Source organism: Roseateles asaccharophilus (assembly GCF_004362405.1).
GTDB lineage: Bacteria > Pseudomonadota > Gammaproteobacteria > Burkholderiales > Burkholderiaceae_C > Kinneretia > Kinneretia asaccharophila.
Genome location: NZ_SNXE01000002.1, coordinates 113,429 through 133,837, shown reverse-complemented (window position 1 = coordinate 133,837; position 20,409 = coordinate 113,429). Strand labels below are relative to the sequence as shown.

General features: G+C 67.4%; 20 protein-coding genes. 4 read left to right on the top strand and 16 right to left on the bottom strand.

Features of this window, described 5'->3' with window-relative positions:
* Window positions 1–104: 104 nt before the first annotated feature.
* On the top strand, window positions 105–929 hold the full coding sequence (ppsR, locus tag DFR39_RS05415) for a posphoenolpyruvate synthetase regulatory kinase/phosphorylase PpsR (protein WP_133602533.1): 825 nt from the start codon (window positions 105–107) through the stop codon (window positions 927–929).
* Here ppsR and DFR39_RS05410 read toward each other — a convergent pair whose 3' ends face one another.
* The 16 genes from DFR39_RS05410 to rpsB form a co-directional block, all read right to left on the bottom strand.
* Window positions 930–1,712 (bottom strand): TrmH family RNA methyltransferase, encoded by a 783-nt coding sequence (locus tag DFR39_RS05410; protein WP_133602532.1) that lies wholly within the window; start codon window positions 1,710–1,712, stop codon window positions 930–932.
* Window positions 1,709–2,347, bottom strand: coding sequence for a ribonuclease HII (gene rnhB / locus DFR39_RS05405; RefSeq protein ID WP_133602531.1), 639 nt, complete (start codon window positions 2,345–2,347; stop codon window positions 1,709–1,711). Before rnhB ends, DFR39_RS05410 begins: the two co-directional genes overlap by 4 nt.
* Entirely contained in the window at window positions 2,319–3,455 is a 1,137-nt protein-coding gene (gene lpxB / locus DFR39_RS05400) for a lipid-A-disaccharide synthase (protein WP_133602530.1), read from the bottom strand. Before lpxB ends, rnhB begins: the two co-directional genes overlap by 29 nt.
* A gap of 4 nt (window positions 3,456–3,459) precedes the next feature.
* Window positions 3,460–4,242, bottom strand: a complete 783-nt coding sequence (lpxA, locus tag DFR39_RS05395) for an acyl-ACP--UDP-N-acetylglucosamine O-acyltransferase (RefSeq protein ID WP_133602529.1) — start codon at window positions 4,240–4,242, stop codon at window positions 3,460–3,462.
* A gap of 19 nt (window positions 4,243–4,261) precedes the next feature.
* Window positions 4,262–4,720 (bottom strand): 3-hydroxyacyl-ACP dehydratase FabZ, encoded by a 459-nt coding sequence (gene fabZ, locus DFR39_RS05390; RefSeq protein WP_133602528.1) that lies wholly within the window; start codon window positions 4,718–4,720, stop codon window positions 4,262–4,264.
* On the bottom strand, window positions 4,717–5,745 hold the full coding sequence (gene lpxD, locus DFR39_RS05385) for a UDP-3-O-(3-hydroxymyristoyl)glucosamine N-acyltransferase (protein WP_133602527.1): 1,029 nt from the start codon (window positions 5,743–5,745) through the stop codon (window positions 4,717–4,719). Before lpxD ends, fabZ begins: the two co-directional genes overlap by 4 nt.
* Before the next feature lie 17 nt (window positions 5,746–5,762).
* Entirely contained in the window at window positions 5,763–6,269 is a 507-nt protein-coding gene (locus DFR39_RS05380; protein ID WP_133602967.1) for an OmpH/Skp family outer membrane protein, read from the bottom strand.
* A gap of 2 nt (window positions 6,270–6,271) precedes the next feature.
* Window positions 6,272–8,581 (bottom strand): outer membrane protein assembly factor BamA, encoded by a 2,310-nt coding sequence (gene bamA / locus DFR39_RS05375; RefSeq protein WP_133602526.1) that lies wholly within the window; start codon window positions 8,579–8,581, stop codon window positions 6,272–6,274.
* Window positions 8,582–8,591: 10 nt separating this feature from the next.
* On the bottom strand, window positions 8,592–9,968 hold the full coding sequence (gene rseP, locus DFR39_RS05370; RefSeq protein WP_133602525.1) for an RIP metalloprotease RseP: 1,377 nt from the start codon (window positions 9,966–9,968) through the stop codon (window positions 8,592–8,594).
* Window positions 9,968–11,179: a 1-deoxy-D-xylulose-5-phosphate reductoisomerase gene (gene ispC / locus DFR39_RS05365; protein WP_246030702.1), complete on the bottom strand. Its 1,212-nt coding sequence runs from the start codon at window positions 11,177–11,179 to the stop codon at window positions 9,968–9,970. Before ispC ends, rseP begins: the two co-directional genes overlap by 1 nt.
* Window positions 11,176–12,039 carry a phosphatidate cytidylyltransferase gene (locus tag DFR39_RS05360; RefSeq protein ID WP_133602523.1) on the bottom strand — a complete coding sequence of 288 codons (864 nt, stop codon included), beginning with the start codon at window positions 12,037–12,039 and terminating at the stop codon, window positions 11,176–11,178. The genes ispC and DFR39_RS05360 overlap by 4 nt, the downstream gene beginning before the upstream one ends.
* A gap of 7 nt (window positions 12,040–12,046) precedes the next feature.
* A complete protein-coding gene (gene uppS / locus DFR39_RS05355; protein ID WP_281277225.1) occupies window positions 12,047–12,781 on the bottom strand; it encodes a polyprenyl diphosphate synthase in 735 nt (244 codons plus the stop codon).
* 9 nt (window positions 12,782–12,790) lie between these two features.
* On the bottom strand, window positions 12,791–13,351 hold the full coding sequence (gene frr / locus DFR39_RS05350; protein WP_133602522.1) for a ribosome recycling factor: 561 nt from the start codon (window positions 13,349–13,351) through the stop codon (window positions 12,791–12,793).
* A gap of 51 nt (window positions 13,352–13,402) precedes the next feature.
* Window positions 13,403–14,113, bottom strand: coding sequence for a UMP kinase (pyrH, locus tag DFR39_RS05345; RefSeq protein ID WP_133602521.1), 711 nt, complete (start codon window positions 14,111–14,113; stop codon window positions 13,403–13,405).
* 116 nt (window positions 14,114–14,229) lie between these two features.
* Window positions 14,230–15,141 (bottom strand): translation elongation factor Ts, encoded by a 912-nt coding sequence (gene tsf, locus DFR39_RS05340; protein ID WP_133602520.1) that lies wholly within the window; start codon window positions 15,139–15,141, stop codon window positions 14,230–14,232.
* 114 nt (window positions 15,142–15,255) lie between these two features.
* Entirely contained in the window at window positions 15,256–16,002 is a 747-nt protein-coding gene (gene rpsB, locus DFR39_RS05335) for a 30S ribosomal protein S2 (protein WP_133602519.1), read from the bottom strand.
* 217 nt (window positions 16,003–16,219) lie between these two features.
* Between rpsB and DFR39_RS05330 the strand changes: the two genes are divergently transcribed.
* Genes DFR39_RS05330 through DFR39_RS05320 form a run of 3 tightly spaced genes read left to right on the top strand, consistent with a single transcriptional unit; the run spans window position 16,220 to window position 20,407 of the window.
* Entirely contained in the window at window positions 16,220–17,539 is a 1,320-nt protein-coding gene (locus tag DFR39_RS05330) for an amidase (protein WP_133602518.1), read from the top strand.
* Window positions 17,540–17,542: 3 nt separating this feature from the next.
* Complete coding sequence (locus DFR39_RS05325; RefSeq protein WP_133602517.1) at window positions 17,543–18,856, top strand: FAD-dependent oxidoreductase; 1,314 nt, start codon at window positions 17,543–17,545, stop codon at window positions 18,854–18,856.
* A 9-nt stretch (window positions 18,857–18,865) separates the two neighbouring features.
* Window positions 18,866–20,407 carry an NAD(P)H-hydrate dehydratase gene (locus tag DFR39_RS05320; RefSeq protein WP_133602516.1) on the top strand — a complete coding sequence of 514 codons (1,542 nt, stop codon included), beginning with the start codon at window positions 18,866–18,868 and terminating at the stop codon, window positions 20,405–20,407.
* The last annotated feature ends 2 nt before the right edge of the window (window positions 20,408–20,409 follow it).

Genomic DNA, 20,409 nt, shown 5'->3' with positions numbered 1-20,409 from the left:
AGGAGGCGGTCGGGCTGCATGGTGATGCGCGTCGGGGGAGGCTTTGCACCGATTCTACGGGCAAGCCCACTTATGATGACAAGACACTCTAGAGCGTCCCGACCATGAACACCCAGCGCACCGTGTACTTTGTCTCCGACGGCACCGGCATCACGGCAGAAACCTTCGGCAACTCCATCCTGGCCCAGTTCCCCATGAAGCCACGGCACGTGCGCCGCCCCTTCGTGGACAGCGCCGAGAAGGCCTATGCCGTGGTGCGCGAGATCAATGAGACCGGCGAGCGCGAGGGTCAGCGTGCCATCGTTTTCGCCACCCTGGTGGACCGCGATGTGCTCAAGATCGTGCGCGATCACTGCCAGGGCCGGGTGATCGATATGTTCGCCACCTTCATCGAGCCGCTGGAGGAGGAGTTCGGCGTCAAGAGCAACCACCGGGTGGGCCGCTTCTCGGATGTGGCGCGCAGCCAGGAGTATCACGACCGCATCGAGGCCATCAACTTTTCCCTGGCCCATGACGACGGCCAGTCGGCCAAGAACCTAGTCTCGGCCGATGTGATCCTGGTGGGCGTGAGCCGCTGCGGCAAGACGCCCACCTCGCTCTACCTGGCCATGCAGCACGGCATCAAGGCCGCCAACTACCCCCTGATCCCCGAGGACTTCGAGCGCGGCAAGCTGCCCGCCAGCCTGTTGCCGCACAAGGCCAAGTGCTTCGGCCTGACCATAGACCCCGACCGCCTGGCCCAGGTGCGCAACGAGCGCCGCCCCGGCAGCAAGTATGCGGACATGATGAACTGCCGCTACGAGGTCAACGAGGCCGAGAAGATGATGAAGCGCGAGGGCATCTCCTGGCTCTCCTCGACCCACAAGTCCATCGAGGAAATCGCCACCACCATCCTGCGCGACATCCGGCCGGACCGCCTGATCTACTGATCAGGCCAGGCGCTGACGTGCACTCTCATAGAGGCAGATCGCGGCCGCACTGCCCACATTCAACGATTCCTCGCCGCCCGGCTGCGGAATGCCCACGGTCAGCCCGCAGCGCTGCATCAGGGCCGGCTGCACGCCCTGCCCTTCGTGGCCCATGACCCAGGCACAGGGGCTGGGCAGGCGGGTCTGGTGCAGCTGGGACTGGGCGTGGGAGCTGGTGGCGATCAGGGGCAGGTCCAGGCCGTCCAGGTCTTCGGGCGCCAGGCCTTCGACCAGGCGCAGGCCGAAATGCGCGCCCATGCCGGCACGCAGCACCTTGGCACTCCACAGCGCCGCCGTGCCCTTGAGCGCCAGCACCTGGCGAAAGCCGAAAGCCGCGGCACTGCGCAGGATGGTGCCCACATTGCCGGCGTCCTGTAGGCGGTCCAGCACCACGCTGTCCACGCCCTTGAGCGGGCTCAGACCCGCGACATGCGCCACCTCGAAGCCGATCTGGGCCGGTGACTCCAGGCCGCTGATGCTCTTGAACAGGGCCAGGGGCAGGACCAGCACGCGCGGCGCGGCATCCGCCAGCTCGCGCAGCGCGGGTTCGGCATAGGCGGCCTCGCTGACCACGGCCAGCGTGGGCTGCTGGCCGCGCTGCAGCAGGGCGCGGGCCAGATGGTCTCCCTCCAGCCAGACGGAGCCCAGCTTGCGGTAGGCCGCGGCGTCCTGGCTCAGCTTGCGCAGGCGCTGCAGGCTGGGGTTGTCCCGGGCGGTGATGTGCAGGACCTTGGGCGTGCTCATGGGGCGGAAGTCTCCAGGATCTGGCGCACCGGGGCGAAGCTGCGCCGGTGCCAGGCGCTCACACCATGGGCCCGCAGGGCGGCCAGATGATCGGCGGTGGGATAGCCCTTGTGGGTGGCGAAGCCGTACTCGGGATGGGTCTCGTGCATGGCCAGGCACTGGCGGTCGCGCGTGACCTTGGCCAGGATGGAAGCGGCCGAGATGGCCTGCACCAGAGCGTCGCCCTTGACGATGGCCTCGGCCGGCACCTTGAGCACGGGCAGGCGGTTGCCGTCCACCAGCACCTTGGCAGGCTTGAGGCGCAGGCCCTCCACCGCGCGGCGCATGGCCAGCAGGGTGGCCTGCAGGATGTTGAGCTGGTCAATCTCCTCCACGCTGGCCTCGGCGATGCAGCAGCACAGGGCCTTGGCGCGGATCTCGTCGAACAGGCGCTCGCGCTTCTTCTCGCTCAACGTCTTGGAGTCACCCAGACCGGCAATCGGATTGAGCTCGTCCAGGATCACCGCGGCCGCCACCACCGGACCGGCCAGGGGGCCGCGGCCGGCCTCGTCCACGCCGGCGATCAGACCGGGAGCGTCCCAGGCCAGACCCAGCTGCTGCGGCGGCTCAGAGGCCGATGACTTGCGCAATGGCATCCGTGGCCACCTGGGCCGTGTTGCGACGCAGGAGTTCGTGTTGCTCGACAAAGCGCGCCTGCACCCGGGCGTAGCGCTCAGGCTCGTCCAGCCAGGCCAGACCTTCGGCGGCAAGGGCTTCGGGCGTGCACTCGTCCTGCAGCAGCTCGGGCACCAGGAACTCGCGCGCCAGCACATTGGGCAGGCCCACCCAAGGCTGGTAGCGCTGGCCGCTGATGCGGCGCCAGTTCAGCCAGTGCATGCGGTAGGCAATCACCATGGGGCGCTTGAAGAGCGCGGCCTCCAGGGTGGCGGTGCCGCTGGCCACCAGGGTCACGTCGCAGGCGGCCAGGGCCTCGTGCGAGCGGCCATCCAGCAGCTGGATCTCCAGGCCCGCGGGCACAAGGGGTTCGATCAGTGCGCGCAGGCCCGGCGCCACCGGCAGCACGAAGCGCAGCGCGGGCCGCGCCTTCTGCATCAGGGCCGCGGCCTGCAGCAGGGGCGCGGCGATATAGCGAACCTCGCTCTTGCGGCTGCCCGGCAGCAGGGCCACCACGGTATCGCCCTCACCCAGGCCCAGGGCCGCACGGCTGGCCGCACGCGGCGGCTCCAGCGGAATCGCATCGGCCAGCGGATGGCCCACATAGGTGGCGGCAATGCCGGCCTCGTGCAGCAGGGCCGGCTCGAAGGGGAAGAGGCAGAGCACATGATCCACCGAGTCGCGGATCTTCTGCACCCGCTCCCCGCGCCAGGCCCAGATGGAGGGGCAGACGAAGTGGATGGCCTTGACGCCCTCGGCCTTGAGACGGGCCTCGACCACGAAGTTGAAGTCCGGCGCGTCGATGCCGATAAAGGCGCGCGGCTTGTCCGCCAGCAGACGGCCCATCAGCTGCTTGCGGATGGCCAGGATCTCGCGCAGATGCATCAGCGCGTCCACATAGCCGAAGACCGAGAGCTTGTGGTGCGGCCACCAGGACTCGAAGCCGCCCTGCTCCATGCGCGGCCCGCCAATGCCCTGGGCCTGCAACCCGGGCCAGCGCTGGCGCAGGCCGGCCAGCAGCAGGCCGCCGAGCAGATCACCGGAGGCCTCGCCGGCCACCATGCCGAAGCGGGGCGCGGTGTCGCTCATGGCCTCAGCGGATGATGCCGCGCGTGGCGGTCTTGAGGAAGTCCAGCATCAGCTGGATGGTGTCGCGCGCCTCGGGGTGCGAGGCCTGCAGGCCGGCCATCTCGATCTGGGCCTGGTCCACGGTCAGGCCACGGCGGTACAGCAGGCGATACATCTGCTTGACCGCGTTGAGCTGCTCGGGCGTGAAGCCACGGCGCTTGAGGCCTTCGAGGTTGAAGCTGCGGGCCTCGGCGGTGTTGCCGGCGGCCATGATGAAGGGCGGCAGATCCTGGAACAGGATGGAGCCCAGGCCCGTCATGCTGTGGGCGCCGATGTGCACGAACTGGTGCACGGCCGTGAAGCCGCCCAGGATGGCCCAGTCGCCCACATGCACGTGGCCGGCCAGCTGCGCGTTATTGGCCATGATGACCCGGTTCCCCACCTTGCAGTCATGCGCCAGGTGCACATAGGCCATGATCCAGTTGTCATCGCCCAGCGCCGTGATGCCGTCGTCCTGCACAGTGCCGCGGTTCATGGTGCAGAACTCGCGGATGGTGTTGCGGTCGCCCACGATCAGCTGGGTGGGCTCGCCGGCGTACTTCTTGTCCTGCGGTGCGGCGCCCAGGGAGGCGAACTGGAAGATCTTGTTGTCGCGGCCGACGGTGGTTGGCCCCTCGATCACGCAGTGCGGGCCCACGCTGGTGCCGGCGCCGATGCGCACACCGGCGCCGATCACCGTGTAGGGGCCGACCGTGACCGAGCTGTCCAGCTCGGCCTTGGGATCAACGATGGCGGTGGCATGGATCATGACCAGGGCCCTTCCCCGCTCAGGCGGCTTCGATGCGACGCATGGTGCACATCAGCTCGGCCTCGCAGGCGATGTCCTCGCCCACATAAGCCTTGCCGGTGTACTTGAAGATGCCGGCCTTGGCACGGTCCAGGGTCACCTCCAGCACCAGCTGATCGCCCGGCTCCACCGGGCGCTTGAAGCGCGCGCCGTCGATGCCGGCGAAGTAGCACACGGTGCTGTCGTCCAGCTCGGTGTCCAGGCTGATCAGGGTCAGCACCGTGGCGGCCTGTGCCATGGCTTCCAGCATCAGCACGCCCGGCATCACCGGGCGGTGCGGGAAGTGGCCCAGGAAATGCGGCTCGTTGATGCTGACGTTCTTCAGCGCGCGGATGCGCTTGCCCTTGTCCAGCTCCAGCACGCGATCGATCAGCAGGATCGGGTAGCGGTGCGGGATCTTCTTGAGGATCTGGTGGATGTCCAGGGTGGTCGTCGTCATGCTTTCTTCTCCAGCGCTCTGAGGCGCTCTCGCAAGGCGTGCAGCTGTCGCAGCGTCGCCGCGTTCTTTTCCCAACTGGCGTTCTCGTCGAACGGAAACACGCCGCTGTACTGGCCCGGCTTGGCAATGCTGCGCGTCACCACCGTGGCGGCCGAGACGTGCACGCCGTCGGCCAGGCTCAGGTGACCCAGCACGATGGCGCCGCCGCCGATGGTGCAGCCGCGGCCGATCACCGCGCTGCCGGCCACGCCGGCGCAACCCGCCATCGCGGTATGGGCGCCCACCTTCACGTTGTGGCCGATCTGCACCAGATTGTCCAGCTTGACGCCGTCCTCCAGCACCGTATCGTCCAGGGCGCCGCGGTCTATGCAGCTGTTGGCGCCGATCTCCACATCGTCACCGATGCGCACCGCGCCGAGCTGCTCGATCTTTTCCCAGCGCCCCGCCGTGGGCGCGAAGCCAAAACCGTCGGCGCCTATCACCACGCCGCTGTGCAGAAGGCAGCGCGCGCCGATGCGGCAGTCAAAGCCCAGGGTGACGCGCGGGGCCAGCCGGCTGCCCTCGCCCACCACGGCGCGCTCGCCGATCACGCAGTGCGCGCCGATGCGCGCGCCGGCGCCGATGCGGGCACCGGCCTCGATCACCGCCTGCGGCCCCACATCCACATCAAGCCCCAGCTCGGCCGTGGGATCGATCACCGCGCTGGGGTGCACGCGCGGCGCGCCCAGCGGGCGCACCTGCGCGGCCCACCACTGGGTGAGCCGGGCGAAGTAGAGGTAGGGATCGGGCGTGAGGATGTAGCTGCCGCCGCGGGCCTCGGCGAGCTCGCGCAGGGCGGGCGCCAGGATCACGCAGCCCGCCGCGCTGCCCGCCAGCTGCTGCTGGTAGCGCGGATTGGCCAGGAAGGCGATGGTGGTGGCATCGGCGCCGTCCAGCGGGCCGATACGCTCGATCACCGGATCGGGGGCACCAAGAAGATCGCCGCCCAAGGCGGCGATCAGTTCGGCAACAGTGATCTTGGGCAAGATCGGACCGACGCGGTTTACTTCTGCGCGTTCAGCGCGTCGATCACCTTCTTGGTGATGTCGACACGGGCGCTGGCGTGCACAGCGTCTTGCAGGATCAGGTCGTACTTCTCGGCATCGAAGATCTGCTTGATCACGCGATTGGCGCGATCAACCAGCATGCCCAGCTCCTCGTTCTTGCGCTGAGCCAGATCTTCCTGGAACTCACGGCGCTTGCGCTGCAGGTCACGATCGGCCTCGACCAGATCGCGCTGACGGCGTCCGCGCTCGTTCTCGCTGAGGGTCGGGCTGTCCTTTTCAAGCTTCTCGGCGGCACCGCGAAGCCTGGTTTCCAGATCCTTCAATTCCTTCTCGCGCTTGCTGAATTCGGTTTCAAGCTTGGCCTGCGCAACCTTGGCCAAATTGGCCTCTCGCATCACGCGCTCACTGTTGACATAGCCAATCTTCAGGTCCTGCGCCTGCAGGCCCGTGGCCGAAGCGCACAGCATGGCGGCCATGGCCGCCGATTTCAACAGCTTGCTCATCATCAGAATGCAGTCCCGATCTGGAATTGGAAACGTTCTATTCTATCCGTAGGCTTCTTGCGCACCGGCGTGCCGTAGCTCATCTTGAGGGGACCCATCGGGGAAAGCCAGGACAGGCCGATACCGGCCGAGGCGCGGATATCGCCGGCCTCGATTTTCTCATGCGAGCCCCAGACATTGCCGGCATCGAAGAAGCCGAAGAGTCGGAAGGTCTTGTCATTGCCGGCGCCCGGCACTGGCACATACAGCTCCACATTGCCATTCATGCGACGGTTGCCGCCCGAGTAGGAGCCGGTCACGTCCACGGGGCCCAGCGAGTTGCCCTCGAACACGCGCACCGAACCCAGGCCACCGGCGTAGAAGTTCTTGAAGATCGGATAGGGACGGCCCGAGATGCCCTTGCCCCAACCCAGCTCACCATTGACGCCCAGCGTGAACTTGCTGCTCCACAGCGGGAAGTACTGCTGGTACTGCACATTGGCGCGCATATAGCGCGAATCGCCGGTCGGGCTCAGCTCAAGGTTCACGCGCTGGTACTTGCCGCGCGTGGGCGAGATGATGCTGTCCCGCTCATCACGCTGCCAGCCAATGGTCAGCGGGAAGGCCGTGCTCGAGGGGCCGAACTGCTGACGGAACAGGAAGTAGCTGTTGGGCAGTCCCACCGAGGTGGAGATGCGCGTCTTCTCGTAACCGATGCCGAAGAACACCGTGTCCACTTCGGAGAAGGGCACACCGAAGCGGATCGCCGCACCGTGGCTGACCAGTTCGTACTCCTCACCCAGGGTGTTGAGCGGCTTGGTCGTGCGGTAGAACAGGTCCACGGCGCGCGAGACACCGTCCACCGTGAAGTACGGATCCACCGTGGACAGCACCAGGGCACGACCGGTCTTGGCGGTATTGAGCTCGATGCCCAGGTAGTTGCCCGAGCCGAAGACGTTGTCCTGCTTGATCGAGCCCGACAGCGAAAGCCGCTGCTGGCTGGAGTAGCCGGCACCGACCATGATGTTGCCGGTCGGGCGCTCGGTCACGGTCAGGGTCACATCGACCTGATCGGGCGCACCAGGCACCTCGGCGGTATCGATATTGACGTCCTTGAAATAGCCCAGGCGCTCCACGCGATCGCGCGAGGCCTTGATCTTGGCGCCGTCGTACCAGGCGGATTCGAACTGGCGGAACTCGCGACGGATCACTTCGTCGCGGGTGCGGGTGTTGCCCGAGACGATGACGCGGCGCACATAGACGCGGCGCTGAGGCTCGGCCGAGAAAGTCACCACCACCTGCCCGGTTGCCCTGTCGATCTCGGGACGGCTGTCGACGCGCGCAAACGCGTAGCCGAAGGTGCCGTAGAGATCGGAGAAGGCACGCGTGGTGGCAGCCACAGCCTCACCCCGATACGCTTCGCCGGGCTTGAGGGCGATCAGGCTCTTGAAGTCCTCCTCACGCCCCAGGAAGTCCCCCTCGAGCTTGACGGCGGTGACGGTGTAGGGCTGCCCCTCGTTGACCGTGATGGCGATGCTGATGCTCTGCTTGTCCGGCGAGATGGTCACCTGCGTGGAGGTGACGGCAAACTCCAGATAGCCGCGGTTCAGGTAGTAGGAGCGCAGGGTCTCCAAGTCGGCATTGAGCTTGGCGCGCGAGTAGCGATCGGTCTTGGTGTACCAGGTCAGCCAGCCGCTGGTGGTTTGCTCGAACAAGCCGGCCAGCGTGCTCTCGGAAAAGACCTTGTTACCCAAAATGCGGATCTCACCGATCTTGGCCGGCTCACCCTCGGTCACCTGGAAGCTGACGTTGACGCGATTGCGTTCCAGCGGGGTGATGGTGGTGGTGACCTCGGCGCCGTAAAGGCTGCGGGTCAGATACTGGCGCTTGAGCTCCTGCTCGGCACGGTCAGCCAGCGCCTTGTCGAAGGGCTTGCCCTCGCCGATACCCACATCCTTGAGCGACTTGGTCAGTGCCTCGGTGTCGAACTCCTTGAGACCGACAAAGCTCACCGCCGCAATGATGGGGCGCTCCTCGATAACGATGACGGCCGAGTCGCCATCGATCTGGATGCGCACATCCTTGAACAGGCCGGTGGCGAACAGGGCGCGGATCGCGGCCGCCCCCTTCTCCTCGTTGTAGGTCTCCCCGATGCGGAAAGGCAGCGAGGCGAAGACGGTACCGGGGTCGGTGCGCTGCAGGCCCTCGACACGGATGTCCTTGAGTACGAAGGGATCGACGGCCCAGGCAGAGCCGGCCTGTAGGGCGGCGGCCAGCGCCAGACTCAGGACGGACGGGCGCAGGCGCGCGGACGTAAGGCGGGATACGGACATGCGGGTGAGGTCAGTGCAGGCCCAGCAAGCGGGCCATGTCGTTGGAAAGGGCCAAGGTCATCATCAGCAGCATGATCAGCACACCAGCGCGCTGCAACTGCTGTTGCCACCATTCCGAGACGGGGCGGCCGCTCAGACCCTCGAAAAGATAATACATCAGGTGCCCACCATCGAGCATGGGCAGCGGGAGCAGGTTCAGCACCGCCAGGCTCACGCTGACCAGGGCCAGAAAGCTCAGGTACTGGGCGGGCCCCATCCGCGCGGACTGGCCGGCGTAATCGGCAATCGTGATCGGGCCGCTGAGGTTTTTCAGCGAGGCCTCGCCGGTCAGCATGCGGCCAAAGGTGTTCAGGGTCAGGACCGAGACCTCCCAGGTCCGGCGCGCGCCCAGCCACAGCGACTCCAACGGTCCATGACTCACGGTGAGCAGCTCGGGGGGCGCACCGATCTGGGCCTCGATGCGGCCCAGCAACTGGCCGCCATCGCGCACGACCTTGGGCCGCAGCTCCAGGCTCAAGACCTGACCCGCCCGCTCCACCCGCCACAGCATGGGTGCGACACGCTCGCCCTCCACACCGCCCTGACCGCTGGCACGGATGCGCTCGCGCAGGGCCGCGGCGTCCACCACCGGCTGACCGTCCACGCTCAGCACCCGGTCACCGCGCTGCAGGCCCGCCTCGGCTCCGGCACCGCCGGGACTCAGCTCGCCCAGCACCGGCGCCATGAAGGCACCGCCCAGACCGATACGACGCAGCAGCTGGGCGTCGAGCTCGCGCTTCTCCAGACTGTCGGTGGCCAGCACCAGCTGGCGCTGGCCATGGCCCTGCGCATCGCTCACCGAGAGATGCAGCTTGCGCCCTTCGGACACCGCCTGAGTCAGCTGCCAGCGCAGCTGCGGCAGCGACTGCAGCTCTTGCCAGTCCTCGCCATCGGCCGAGACGGCGCGCACCCAGTCTCCGGCGCGCAGGCCGGCCTTGTCGGCCAGGCTGCCGGCCAGGGGCGAGCCGAGTACGGGCTTGGGTTCTTCCACGCCCAGCAGACCCACCGCCGCAAAGAGCAGGATGGCCAGCACGAAGTTGGCCGCCGGGCCGGCGGCCACGATGGCGGCGCGCTGCCACAGCGGGCGGTTGTTGAAGGCGCGCTCACGCTCGGCCGGGGACACCGGCCCCTCGCGCTCATCAAGCATGCGCACATAGCCCCCCAGCGGCAAGGCCGAGAGGGTGAACTCGGTCTCGCCACGCTGGCGACGCAGCAGCACGCGCCCAAAACCCACCGAGAACCGCAGCACCTTCACACCGCAGGCCTTGGCCACGCGGTAATGCCCCCACTCGTGCACCACGATCAGCACACCGAGAGTGACAACAAAGGCAAGCAGGGTGGTGAGCATCAGGCGGACAGCGCGGCAATCAGGGCCTGGGCATGGCGGCGTGCCCGGGCATCAAGGTTCAGCAGACCCTCGACGCTGGCGCATTCGCCAGCCTCGGGGTGCAACTCCTCCAGCGTCTGGCGATTGACGCGGCAGATCTGATCAAAGCGCAGGCCGCGCGCCAGGAAGGCGGCCACCGCCTCCTCGTTGGCGGCATTGAGCACCGCGGTGGCGCCCTCCCCGGCCCGCAAGGCCTGCCAGGACAGGTAGAGGCCCGGGAAGCGACGCTCATCGGCCTCTTCGAAAGTCAGATTGGGCTTGGCCAGGAAGTCCAGGGGCTCGGCCCCCGAGGCGATGCGCTCGGGGAAGGACAGGGCATAGGCGATGGGCACCCGCATATCGGGCGTGCCCAGCTGGGCCAGCACCGAACGGTCACGGCACACCACCATGGAGTGGATGATGCTCTGCGGGTGGATGACCACCTTGATCTGCTCGGGCGTCAGATTGAAGAGCCAGCGCGCCTCGATCACCTCCAGCGCCTTGTTCATCATGGTGGCGGAGTCCACCGAGATCTTGCGCCCCATCACCCAGTTCGGGTGTGCCACCGCCTGCTCGGGCGTGACATCGGCCAGGCTGGCTGGGTCGCGCTGGCGGAAGGGACCACCGGAGGCGGTGAGCACGATGTGGTCGATGCGATCGTGCCAGGTGCCGCGATCCTCGGGCAGGCATTGGAAGATGGCCGAGTGCTCGGAATCCACCGGCAGCAAGGTGGCCCCACCCTGCTCCACCGCCTGCATGAAGAGCGCGCCCCCCACGACGATGGCCTCCTTGTTGGCCAGCATCAGCTTCTTGCCGGCGCGCGCAGCCGCCAGGCAGGGCGCCAGGCCCGCAGCACCGACGATGGCCGCCATCACGGCATCCACCTCGGGGTGCGCGGCAATCTCGCTCAAGGCGCGCTCCCCCGCCAACACCTCGGTGGCGCAGCCCTGTGCACGCAGCAGCTCGCGCAGTCGCGCAGCCAGGGAGGCTTCCGGCAGCACGGCATAGCGCGGACGGTATTGCAGGCACTGGGCCGCCAGTTCCTCGACGCGGCTCATGGCGCTGAGCGCGAAAACCTCGTAGCGATCGGGATGCCGGGCCAGCACATCCAGGGTGCTGGTGCCTATGGAACCGGTGGACCCCAGCACGCAGACCTTTTGCAGATCGCGGCTGGACATAGCTTCAAGACTCATTGTTTTGCCACCAGGGAACTCAGGGCCAGGGCCAGCGGAAACACCGGCAACAGCGCATCAATGCGATCAAGCACGCCACCATGGCCGGGCAGCAGTTGGCTGCTGTCCTTGGCGCCGGTGGCCCGCTTGATCAGGGATTCGAACAGATCGCCCACCACACTCATGGCCACCAGCAGCAGCAGGCCCAATCCGCCCACCCACCAGCCCAGCTTGCGCAGCAGCAGGCTGTAGACGCTCAGAGAGTCGACGCTGAAGCGCGCATCCACCACATAGGCCCAGACCAGGGCCATGATCAGAACCCCGGCCATGCCGGTCCAGACGCCCTCCCAGCTCTTGCCAGGACTGATGGCAGGTGCCAGCTTGCGCCGCCCCATGGCCTTGCCGCCGAAATAGGCGAAGACGTCCGCCGCCCAGACCAGGCAGAAGATGGAAAGCAGGAAGTTGAGACCCAGAGCCCGGGCCTGCACCATGGCCAGCCAGGCCGCCCACAGGGCGAGGCCTCCCAGCAGAAGGCGGGGCAGGCGCGGCAGACGCGGCCAGCCCTGCGGTCCCTGGCTCAGGGCGTAGCCCCCACCCAGCACCCACAGCCCCCCAGCCAGCCACCAAGCCAGGGGCGAAGCCGGCCACAGCTGCCCATCGCGCCCGAGCAAGAGCAGGGTGCCCAGGCACAGCAGGGACAAAGCGCCGCCGAACAACCAGGCCGAGCGCCCCGGCACTGCATTCAGACGGGCCCATTCCCAGGCGGCTGCGCCGATCATGACGATGGTCAGCACCGCAAAAGGCCAGGCTGAGGCCGCAAACAGAGCCGGCAGCAGAACCGCCAGCAACACCAGGGCCGTGAGGATGCGTTGCTTGAGCATGGCGCGCTCAGGCACCGGCCAAGGCAGGCGCCGCTTCCTTGACGCCACCGAAGCGCCGGTCACGCTCGCGGAAGGCCTCGATGGCGGCGTCCAGCTGCGCCTCGCCGAACTCCGGCCAGAGGCAGTCGGAGAACACGAACTCGGTGTAGGCCACCTGCCAGAGCATGAAGTTACTGATGCGGACCTCACCGCCGGTGCGGATGAAGAGATCCGGATCGGGCGCATAGCTCATGGCCATGAACTCGCCCAGGCGGGCCTCGCTCAGTTCCTCGGCCGGCACACCGGCCTTGATCGCGGCCTTGGCGGCCTGAACGATGTCCCAGCGGCCGCCGTAGTTGAAGGCCACATTGAGCGTGAGCTTGCTGTTGTGGGCCGTGGCCGCCTCGGCCTCGTTCCAGGCATTGCGCAGCTTGTCCGAGACCGCATCACGGTCGCCCACGATGCGGATGCGCACACCCATATCGCCCATGCGAGCCAGATAGCGCGAGACCGCCGCCAGCACCAGGCCCATCAGGCCCGACACCTCGTCGCTGGGGCGCTTCCAGTTTTCGCTGGAGAAGGCGAAGACCGTCAGGTACTCGATCTCACGGTCAATACAGGCCTGGACCACTCGCACCAGGGCATCCACCCCCTGCTTGTGGCCAAAGAAGCGCGGCAGAAAGCGCTTCTTGGCCCAGCGACCGTTGCCATCCATCACGATGGCCACATGGCGGGGCACAACCGCCTTGCCGTTCTCGCTCACCACCTGAACTCAGATCGCCAGGATCTCTTGTTCCTTGCTCGAGACCAGCTTGTCGATCTCGGCAATGATGCGGTCGGTGAGTTTCTGCACCTCATCGCCGCTGCGGCGCTCGTCGTCCTCGGTGATGGCCTTGTCCTTGAGCAGCTTCTTGGCCTGCTCATTGGCCTCGCGGCGCACATTGCGCACGGCCACCTTGGCGTCCTCGCCGGCATTGCGGGCGACCTTGGTCAGGTCGCGACGGCGCTCTTCCGACAGCGGCGGCATCGGCACGCGGATCAGGTCGCCCTGGGTAGAGGGGTTCAGGCCCAGATCCGACTCGCGGATGGCCTTCTCGATCTTGGCGCCCATGCCCTTCTCCCAGGGCTGGACCGAGATGGTGCGGGCATCGAGCAGGCTGACATTGGCCACCTGCGAGATGGGCACCAGCGAGCCGTAGTAGTCAACGCTGACCTGGTCCAGGATGCCGGGGTGGGCGCGACCGGTGCGGATCTTCTGGAGTTCGTTCTTGAAGGCTTCGACCGACTTGGCCATCTTGGCCTCGGCCGTCTTCTTGATGTCGGCAGTGCTCATGATTCTTGAACCTGATGTCTCTTGAGAAAGGCTTCTAACGCAGCAAGGCGCTCAGACGTGCACCAGAGTGCCTTCGTCCTCGCCCATCACCACGCGCTTGAGCGCGCCCGGCTTGAAGATGGAGAACACCTTGATCGGCAGCTTCTGGTCGCGGCACAGCGCAAAGGCCGTGGCATCCAGCACCTGCAGGTTCTTGGTGATCGCCTCGTCGAAGCTAATGCGGGCGTAGCGGGTGGCCGTGGGGTCCTTCTTGGGATCGGCGGTGTAGACGCCGTCCACCTTGGTGGCCTTGAGCATGATCTCGGCACCGATCTCGGCGCCGCGCAGGGCGGCGGCGGTATCGGTGGTGAAGAAGGGGTTGCCGGTGCCCGCGGCAAAGACCACCACCTTACCCTCTTCCAGGTACTGCAGGGCCTTGGGGCGCACATAGGGCTCCACCACCTGCTCGATGGCGATGGCGGACATCACGCGGGCCGTCATGCCTTCCTGGCGCATGGTGTCCGCCAGGGCCAGGGAGTTCATCACCGTGGCCAGCATGCCCATGTAGTCGGCGGTGGCGCGGTCCATGCCCACCGAGCCGCCGGCCACGCCGCGGAAGATGTTGCCGCCACCGATCACGACCGCCACCTCACATCCCAGCTGCGTGACCTCCTGGATTTCGCGCACCATGCGCACGATGGTCGCGCGATTGATGCCATAGGCGTCATCGCCCATCAGGGCTTCGCCAGAGAGTTTGAGCAGGATGCGTTTGTGAGCGGGCATTCGTACCTCTTCAATGCTGTGCTTGGCGTGCCGCGGTCGCTCCAGCCCTTATGAACCGAAGCCGCAGGCACAAGTGTAAAGGGCGCCAGAGGCGCCCTTTGTTTGCGTTGAACGCTTTAGGCGCTCTTGGCGGCGGCAGCCGCCTCGGCAGCGGCCTTCTGGGCAGCCACTTCGGCCGCGAAGTCGTCAACCTTCTTCTCGATGCCCTCGCCCACCACATACAGGGTGAAGCTCTTCACCGTGGTGTTGGCGCTCTTCAGGTAGGCGGCCACGGTCTGCTTGCCGTCGGCGGCCTTCACGAAGACCTGGTCCAGCAGCGAGACTTCCTTGAGGTACTTCTGCACCGAGCCGTCCACCATCTTGGCGACGATGTCGGCGGGCTTGCCGGACTCGGCAGCCTTCTCTTCGGCGATCTTGCGCTCCTTGGCGACCAGCTCGGCCGGCACTTCAGCGGAAGACAGGGCGGCCGGCTTCATGGCGGCCACGTGCATGGCCACGTCCTTGGCGGCAACGTCTTCACCGTCGAACTCGACCATCACGCCGATGCGGGTGCCGTGCAGATAGGAAGCCAGCTTGCCACCTTCGTAGCGCTTGAAGCGGCGGATGGTCATGTTCTCGCCGATCTTGCCGATCAGACCCTTGCGCACATCCTCCACGGTCGGGCCAAAGCCCTCCTGCGACAGCGGCAGGGCCGACAGGGCCTCGATGTCGGCGGGGTTCTTTTCGGCCACCAGGCCAGCCACGGCATTCACGAAAGCCAGGAAGGCATCATTCTTGGAGACAAAGTCGGTCTCGCAGTTGACTTCGACCAGGGCACCGGCCGAGCCGACCACAGCCGCGGCCACCACGCCTTCGGCGGTGATGCGCGAAGCGGCCTTGCCGGCCTTGTTGCCCAGCTTGACACGCAGGATTTCTTCGGCACGCGCCAGGTCGCCATCGGCCTCGGTCAGAGCCTTCTTGCACTCCATCATCGGGGCGTCGGTGCGGGCACGCAGCTCAGCCACCATGCTTGCGGTAATTGCAGCCATTTCAATCTCCGTTTTGCAGCAAGGCCGGCAGCGGCCGACCTCGGGAATACTGTTTGAAAAAAAGGGGCTGAATCAGCCCCCTTTCGTTCCGGATGTTCCGGTTGCAGCGAGGGCTCAGGCGCCTTCGTTGACTTCCACGAACTCGTCGCCGTCGGCGGCCACGGCCTGCACCAGCTCGTTGGTGGCGTTGGCACGGCCTTCCAGCACGGCGTCAGCCACAGCCTTGGCGTACAGGGCCACAGCCTTGGCGGAGTCGTCGTTGCCGGGGATCACGTAGTCAATGCCTTCGGGCGAGTGGTTGGTATCGACGATACCGATCACGGGAATGCCCAGCTTCTTGGCTTCGGCCACGGCAATCTTGTGGTAACCCACATCGATCACGAACATGGCGTCCGGCAGAGCGGTCATGTCCTGGATGCCGCCGATGTTCTTTTCCAGCTTGGCGATGTCGCGCTGGAACATCAGGGCTTCCTTCTTGATGGCGGGCTGGGTGCCAGCCTCGACCTGAGCCTGCATGTCCTTCAGGTTCTTCAGCGAACCCTTGACCGTCTTGAAGTTGGTCAGCATGCCGCCGAGCCAGCGGTTGTCGACATAAGGCATGCCGGCGCGCTGAGCTTCCAGGGCGATCACTTCACGGGCCTGACGCTTGGTGCCGATCATCAGGATGGTGCCGCGCTTGGCAGCCAGCTGACGCACGAACTTCATCGCTTCCTCGAACTTCGGCAGCGTCTTTTCGAGGTTGATGATGTGGATCTTGTTGCGATGGCCGTAAATGAACGGGGCCATCTTGGGATTCCAGAAGCGGGTTTGGTGACCAAAGTGGACGCCGGCTTCCAGCATCTCGCGCATCGTGACGGACATGTAATAACTCCGAAGGTTGTGTCTAAAATCCGGCCCGAATCGCGCTGGCTGACCTCATTTGATCAACACAGCCGCGACACCTTGAAGTGGCCGGGTTTGCGATTAATTTCACCGCCCTCCCCGCATGCGGGGCGCCCAATGCATCTCGCACAGCATCTCGCGCAAGGCGCTCGACACAGGGCCGTCAGCAGCAAAACCCAAAGAGTATACACGATTCATGCCCCACGATCTGAGCAGCGCCCTGAGCGGACTGCGAGAAGGCCGCCTGCAGGCCGCGGAACTGCTACGAATGAGCCAGGCCGCTGCCCGCAGCGAGGCCTGCAAGCATGCCTTCGTGCGCCTATTTGAACCCCGCCCCATCGAGGCACCGCACAGCCCCCTGGGCGGCCTGGCCATCAGCATCAAGGACCTATTCGACGTGGCCGGCCAGCCCAGCACCGGCGGCTCGCGCGCCCTGTCCGATGCGCCGCCGGCCTCGGTCGACAGCCCGGCCGTGGCGCGCTTGCGCACAGCGGGCGCGGCCCTGATCGGCCACACCAATCTCAGCGAATTCGCCTTCTCCGGCCTGGGCCTCAATCCCCACCATGGCACGCCCCTCAATCCGGTGACCCAGGCCCTGGACGGCCTGGCCCGCATTCCCGGCGGCTCCAGTTCGGGCGCAGCGGTCAGCGTGGCCAGCGGCGCAGCCTGGGCTGCCCTGGGCACGGACACCGGCGGCTCCATCCGCATTCCCGCCGCACTCACGGGTCTGGTCGGCTTCAAGAACACGGCGCGCCTCACACCCGCCGCGGGCTGCATTCCGCTGGCTCCCAGCCTGGACACCAGCTGCGCCATCACCCACTCGGTGCGCGACGCGGTGCTGCTGCACGAAATCCTGGCAGCCCGCCAGGTGAGGCTGCAGACCCGGCCCTGGTCAGGTCTGCGTCTGGGGGTGCCCCGCGCCATGCTGGAGGGCTTGGACACCCAGGTGGCGCAGGACTTCGAGCGCAGCCTGGCCCAGCTGTCGGCCGCGGGAGCGCAGATCGAGCACATTGATCCCGCGCCGCTGCGCGACTTCAGCGCCCTGCAAATCCAGGGCGGCCTAGCCGCCTGCGAGAGCTGGGCCTGGCACCGCGCCCGCTTGGCCGAGCGCGAGAGCGACTACGATGCGCGGGTCGCGTTGCGCATCAAGCGCGGCGCCGGCTTCACCGCCGCCGACTACCTGGACCTGCTTAGCGCGCGCCGCGACTGGATCGCCGCCATGGAGCAGGCCCTGCAGGGCTTTGATGCCCTGCTCAGCCCGACCGTCGCCCGCGTCGCGCCCGAACTGGCGCCCCTGCGGGCCGACGATGAACTCTTTTTTGCCACCAATTTGCTGATGCTGCGCAACACCTCGGTCGTCAATCTGCTGGACGGCTGCGCCCTTACCCTGCCCTGCCATGCGCCGGGCAGCCTGCCCACGGGCCTGATGCTCTGGGCCACTGCCCTGCGCGATGACGCGCTGCTCAGTCTGGCCTTGCAGACGGAAGCCCTGCTCCAATCCGAGCGGGAGGCCTGAGTCATGCGCATCGCCATCGTCGGTGCCGGCATCGTCGGCGTCAGCAGCGCCTACGAGCTGGCCCTGGAGGGCCACGAGGTCACCGTCTTCGAACGCAGCGGCGGTGTGGCCGCCGAGAACAGCTTCGCCCAAGGCGGGCTGATATCGCCGGCCACCTTGAGCCCCTGGCCTGCACCGGCGCTTGCGCGCAGCCTGCTGCTGGGGGGACTGCGACAGCCGACCCAGCTGGGCTGGATCTGGCGCGCCTGGCGGCAGAGCCAGCCCCGGCTGCGCGCAGCACGTCAGCAGACCTTGCGGCAGCTGGCCATCTTCAGCCAGCGGCGCCTGAGCACGCTGCGGCAAGAACTGCATCTGGACTACGAGCGCGCCGAAGGCCATCTGCTGCTGCTGCGCGGTGCGCGGGAGCGGGCACTGGCCGAGGCCATGACCGATCAGTTGGCCGAAGCCGGCCTCGCCCATCGTCTGCTGGATACGGCAGCCTGCCTGCGACTGGAGCCCGGCCTCAACCCCGACTTGCCGCTGGAAGGCGGGCTCTACCTGCCCGGAGACGAGGCCGGCAACGGCCGCCAGTTTGCCCAGGCGCTGCGCGTCGAGGCCCAGCGGCTGGGCGTCAAGCTGCGCTTTCACACCACGGTCCGTCACATCGAACCGGGGCAAGGCCCGACCCTGGTGCACGAGCACACCCCGCCCGACGAGTCAGCAGGCCCAAGCACCCGATTCGCCGATGCCGGCAGCAGCGAGGCCCCAAACACCCGGCCGCAAAGCCCCGAGCTCCAGCGCGAGTCTTTTGATGCCGTTGTGCTGTGCGCCGCCTTGGGCGCCGGCGGCCTGCTCAAGCCAGCGGGGCTGAATTTGCCGCTGCGCGCGGTCTGGGGCTACTCCTTGACCGCTCCGCTGCGCCAGCTGGAGGCCTATCCCGACCTCGGCCCGCGCGGCGTCCTGAGCGATCTGCGCAGCGGACTCAGCATTGCCCGCATCGGCCAGCGCCTGCGGGTTGCGGGCGGCCACGAACTGCGAGGTTCGGCCGACAGCTTTGCAGACACCTCGCTCGCCCCCCTGCACCGCCTGCTCAATGACTGCTTCCCCGGTGCCATCCAGGCCAGCCAGCTGCAGCGCTGGAAGGGCGCACGCCCCAGCCTGCCCGACGGCCTGCCGGTCTTGGGGCGCAGCGGCTTGCCCGGTCTGTGGCTGAATCTGGGACACGGCGGCCAGGGCTGGAGCCTGGCCAGCGCCTGTGCCCGACTGCTGGCCCAAGAGCTGTCCGGACGCGCACCCGAGCTCGATCTCGGGGCCCTGAGCGTCGCGCGCTTGCGCTAATCTGCGGCCATGCGCCGCATCCTGCCCTCGTCGATCCATCTGCCCCTGCACGGCCTGGCTGCCAGCCGGGCCTGGGAGTCCGAGGCCCTGGCGCTCACGCCGCCACACGCCCTGATGGCGCGCGCGGGCTTGGCCGTGGCCAAGCTGGCACTGGCCCTGTATCCCGCCGCCAGGCGCATCGCACTGTTCTGCGGCCCGGGCAATAACGGGGGAGATGCCCTGCTTGCCGCCCAGCATCTCGCCAGGCAGGGGCGCTTGGTGCAGCTCTGGATGGCGCCGCAGGCCGCAGACGCCGGGCACTCACGCCCGGCCGATGCCGCCTGGGCGCTGGAAGAAGCCCGGCAGGCCGGCCTGAGCCCGCAGCACAGCCTGCCACAGACCCTGGATGCCGACCTGGTCATCGACGGCCTGCTCGGACTGGGCGCCGCGCGTGCGCCCACCGGCTGGCTGGCCGAGGCCATCGCCCTGATCAACCGGCAGCGTGCACCGGTGCTTGCCATCGACCTGCCCAGCGGCCTTGATGGCCAGCACGGCAGCTGTGCCGGTGCCGCGGTGAAGGCCCAGCATTGCCTGTCCCTCCTGACCCTGAAGCCCGGCCTGTTCACGGCCCAGGGGCGTGCGCTGTCAGGCGACATCTGGTGGGATGATCTGGCACACCCCAGCCCGCACGCGCCCAGCGCCTGGCTGCTGGGCGCCCAGGCCTTGCGCGAGTGGCAAGCCCTGCTGGGGCCGCGCGGGCACGCCAGCCACAAGGGTTCCTGGGGTGATGTGCTCGTGATCGGCGGCGCGCCAGGGATGCGCGGTGCGGCGCAGCTCGCCTCGCAAGCCGCCCTGGCGGCCGGTGCGGGCCGGGTCTACGTCGGCCTGCTGGAGGCCAAGACGGACTCACCCCTCGGGCGCCCGGAACTGATGCACTGGCACGAGGCCCAACTCGCCGAGCCCGCGAGCTGGGCCCAGCACACCGTGGTGGCGGGCTGCGGCGGCGCATTGCTGATGGCCCGGGTCCTGCCCCAGCTGCTGGCACACGCAAGCCGTCTGGTTCTGGATGCCGACGCCCTCAACGCATTGGCAGCCGAGGCCGACTTGCGCAGCCTGTTGCGCGCCCGCGCCGCCCAGGGACTGGCGACTGTGCTGACACCACATCCCCTGGAAGCAGCACGCCTGCTGGGATCCTGCAGCCAGGAAGTGCAGGCAGATCGTCTGGGCGCCGCCCAGGCGCTGGCTATGGACTTGGCTTGCTGCGTGGTGCTCAAGGGCTCGGGGAGCGTGATCGCCAGCCCCGGCAGCGTCTGCGCCATCAACAGCAGTGGCAACGGCCGCCTGGCCAGCGCAGGCACCGGGGATGTCCTGGCCGGCTGGCTCGGAGGACTCTGGGCCCAGCTACCGCCCCAGTTGCCGCACAAACACCCCCAGCACGAGGCCCTCCACACCCTGGCCTGCGCGGCGGTCTACTGGCATGGGGCTGCAGCTTCGGGTGCCGAAGGCGGGCCGCTGCGGGCGGCGGAGCTCATTGAACGCATGCTCCGCCTGCACCCGCAGGTGCCGGACTGAGC

What these genes read in the sequence shown, in the direction of transcription:
- ppsR (WP_133602533.1), top strand. Translation starts at nt 105, where the DNA reads ATGAACACCCAGCGCACCGTGTACTTTGTCTCCGACGGCACCGGCATC.
- DFR39_RS05410 (WP_133602532.1), bottom strand. Translation starts at nt 1,712, where the DNA reads ATGAGCACGCCCAAGGTCCTGCACATCACCGCCCGGGACAACCCCAGC.
- rnhB (WP_133602531.1), bottom strand. Translation starts at nt 2,347, where the DNA reads ATGCCATTGCGCAAGTCATCGGCCTCTGAGCCGCCGCAGCAGCTGGGT.
- lpxB (WP_133602530.1), bottom strand. Translation starts at nt 3,455, where the DNA reads ATGAGCGACACCGCGCCCCGCTTCGGCATGGTGGCCGGCGAGGCCTCC.
- lpxA (WP_133602529.1), bottom strand. Translation starts at nt 4,242, where the DNA reads ATGATCCATGCCACCGCCATCGTTGATCCCAAGGCCGAGCTGGACAGC.
- fabZ (WP_133602528.1), bottom strand. Translation starts at nt 4,720, where the DNA reads ATGACGACGACCACCCTGGACATCCACCAGATCCTCAAGAAGATCCCG.
- DFR39_RS05380 (WP_133602967.1), bottom strand. Translation starts at nt 6,269, where the DNA reads ATGAGCAAGCTGTTGAAATCGGCGGCCATGGCCGCCATGCTGTGCGCT.
- bamA (WP_133602526.1), bottom strand. Translation starts at nt 8,581, where the DNA reads ATGTCCGTATCCCGCCTTACGTCCGCGCGCCTGCGCCCGTCCGTCCTG.
- rseP (WP_133602525.1), bottom strand. Translation starts at nt 9,968, where the DNA reads ATGCTCACCACCCTGCTTGCCTTTGTTGTCACTCTCGGTGTGCTGATC.
- ispC (WP_246030702.1), bottom strand. Translation starts at nt 11,179, where the DNA reads ATGAGTCTTGAAGCTATGTCCAGCCGCGATCTGCAAAAGGTCTGCGTG.
- DFR39_RS05360 (WP_133602523.1), bottom strand. Translation starts at nt 12,039, where the DNA reads ATGCTCAAGCAACGCATCCTCACGGCCCTGGTGTTGCTGGCGGTTCTG.
- frr (WP_133602522.1), bottom strand. Translation starts at nt 13,351, where the DNA reads ATGAGCACTGCCGACATCAAGAAGACGGCCGAGGCCAAGATGGCCAAG.
- pyrH (WP_133602521.1), bottom strand. Translation starts at nt 14,113, where the DNA reads ATGCCCGCTCACAAACGCATCCTGCTCAAACTCTCTGGCGAAGCCCTG.
- tsf (WP_133602520.1), bottom strand. Translation starts at nt 15,141, where the DNA reads ATGGCTGCAATTACCGCAAGCATGGTGGCTGAGCTGCGTGCCCGCACC.
- rpsB (WP_133602519.1), bottom strand. Translation starts at nt 16,002, where the DNA reads ATGTCCGTCACGATGCGCGAGATGCTGGAAGCCGGCGTCCACTTTGGT.
- DFR39_RS05330 (WP_133602518.1), top strand. Translation starts at nt 16,220, where the DNA reads ATGCCCCACGATCTGAGCAGCGCCCTGAGCGGACTGCGAGAAGGCCGC.
- DFR39_RS05325 (WP_133602517.1), top strand. Translation starts at nt 17,543, where the DNA reads ATGCGCATCGCCATCGTCGGTGCCGGCATCGTCGGCGTCAGCAGCGCC.
- DFR39_RS05320 (WP_133602516.1), top strand. Translation starts at nt 18,866, where the DNA reads ATGCGCCGCATCCTGCCCTCGTCGATCCATCTGCCCCTGCACGGCCTG.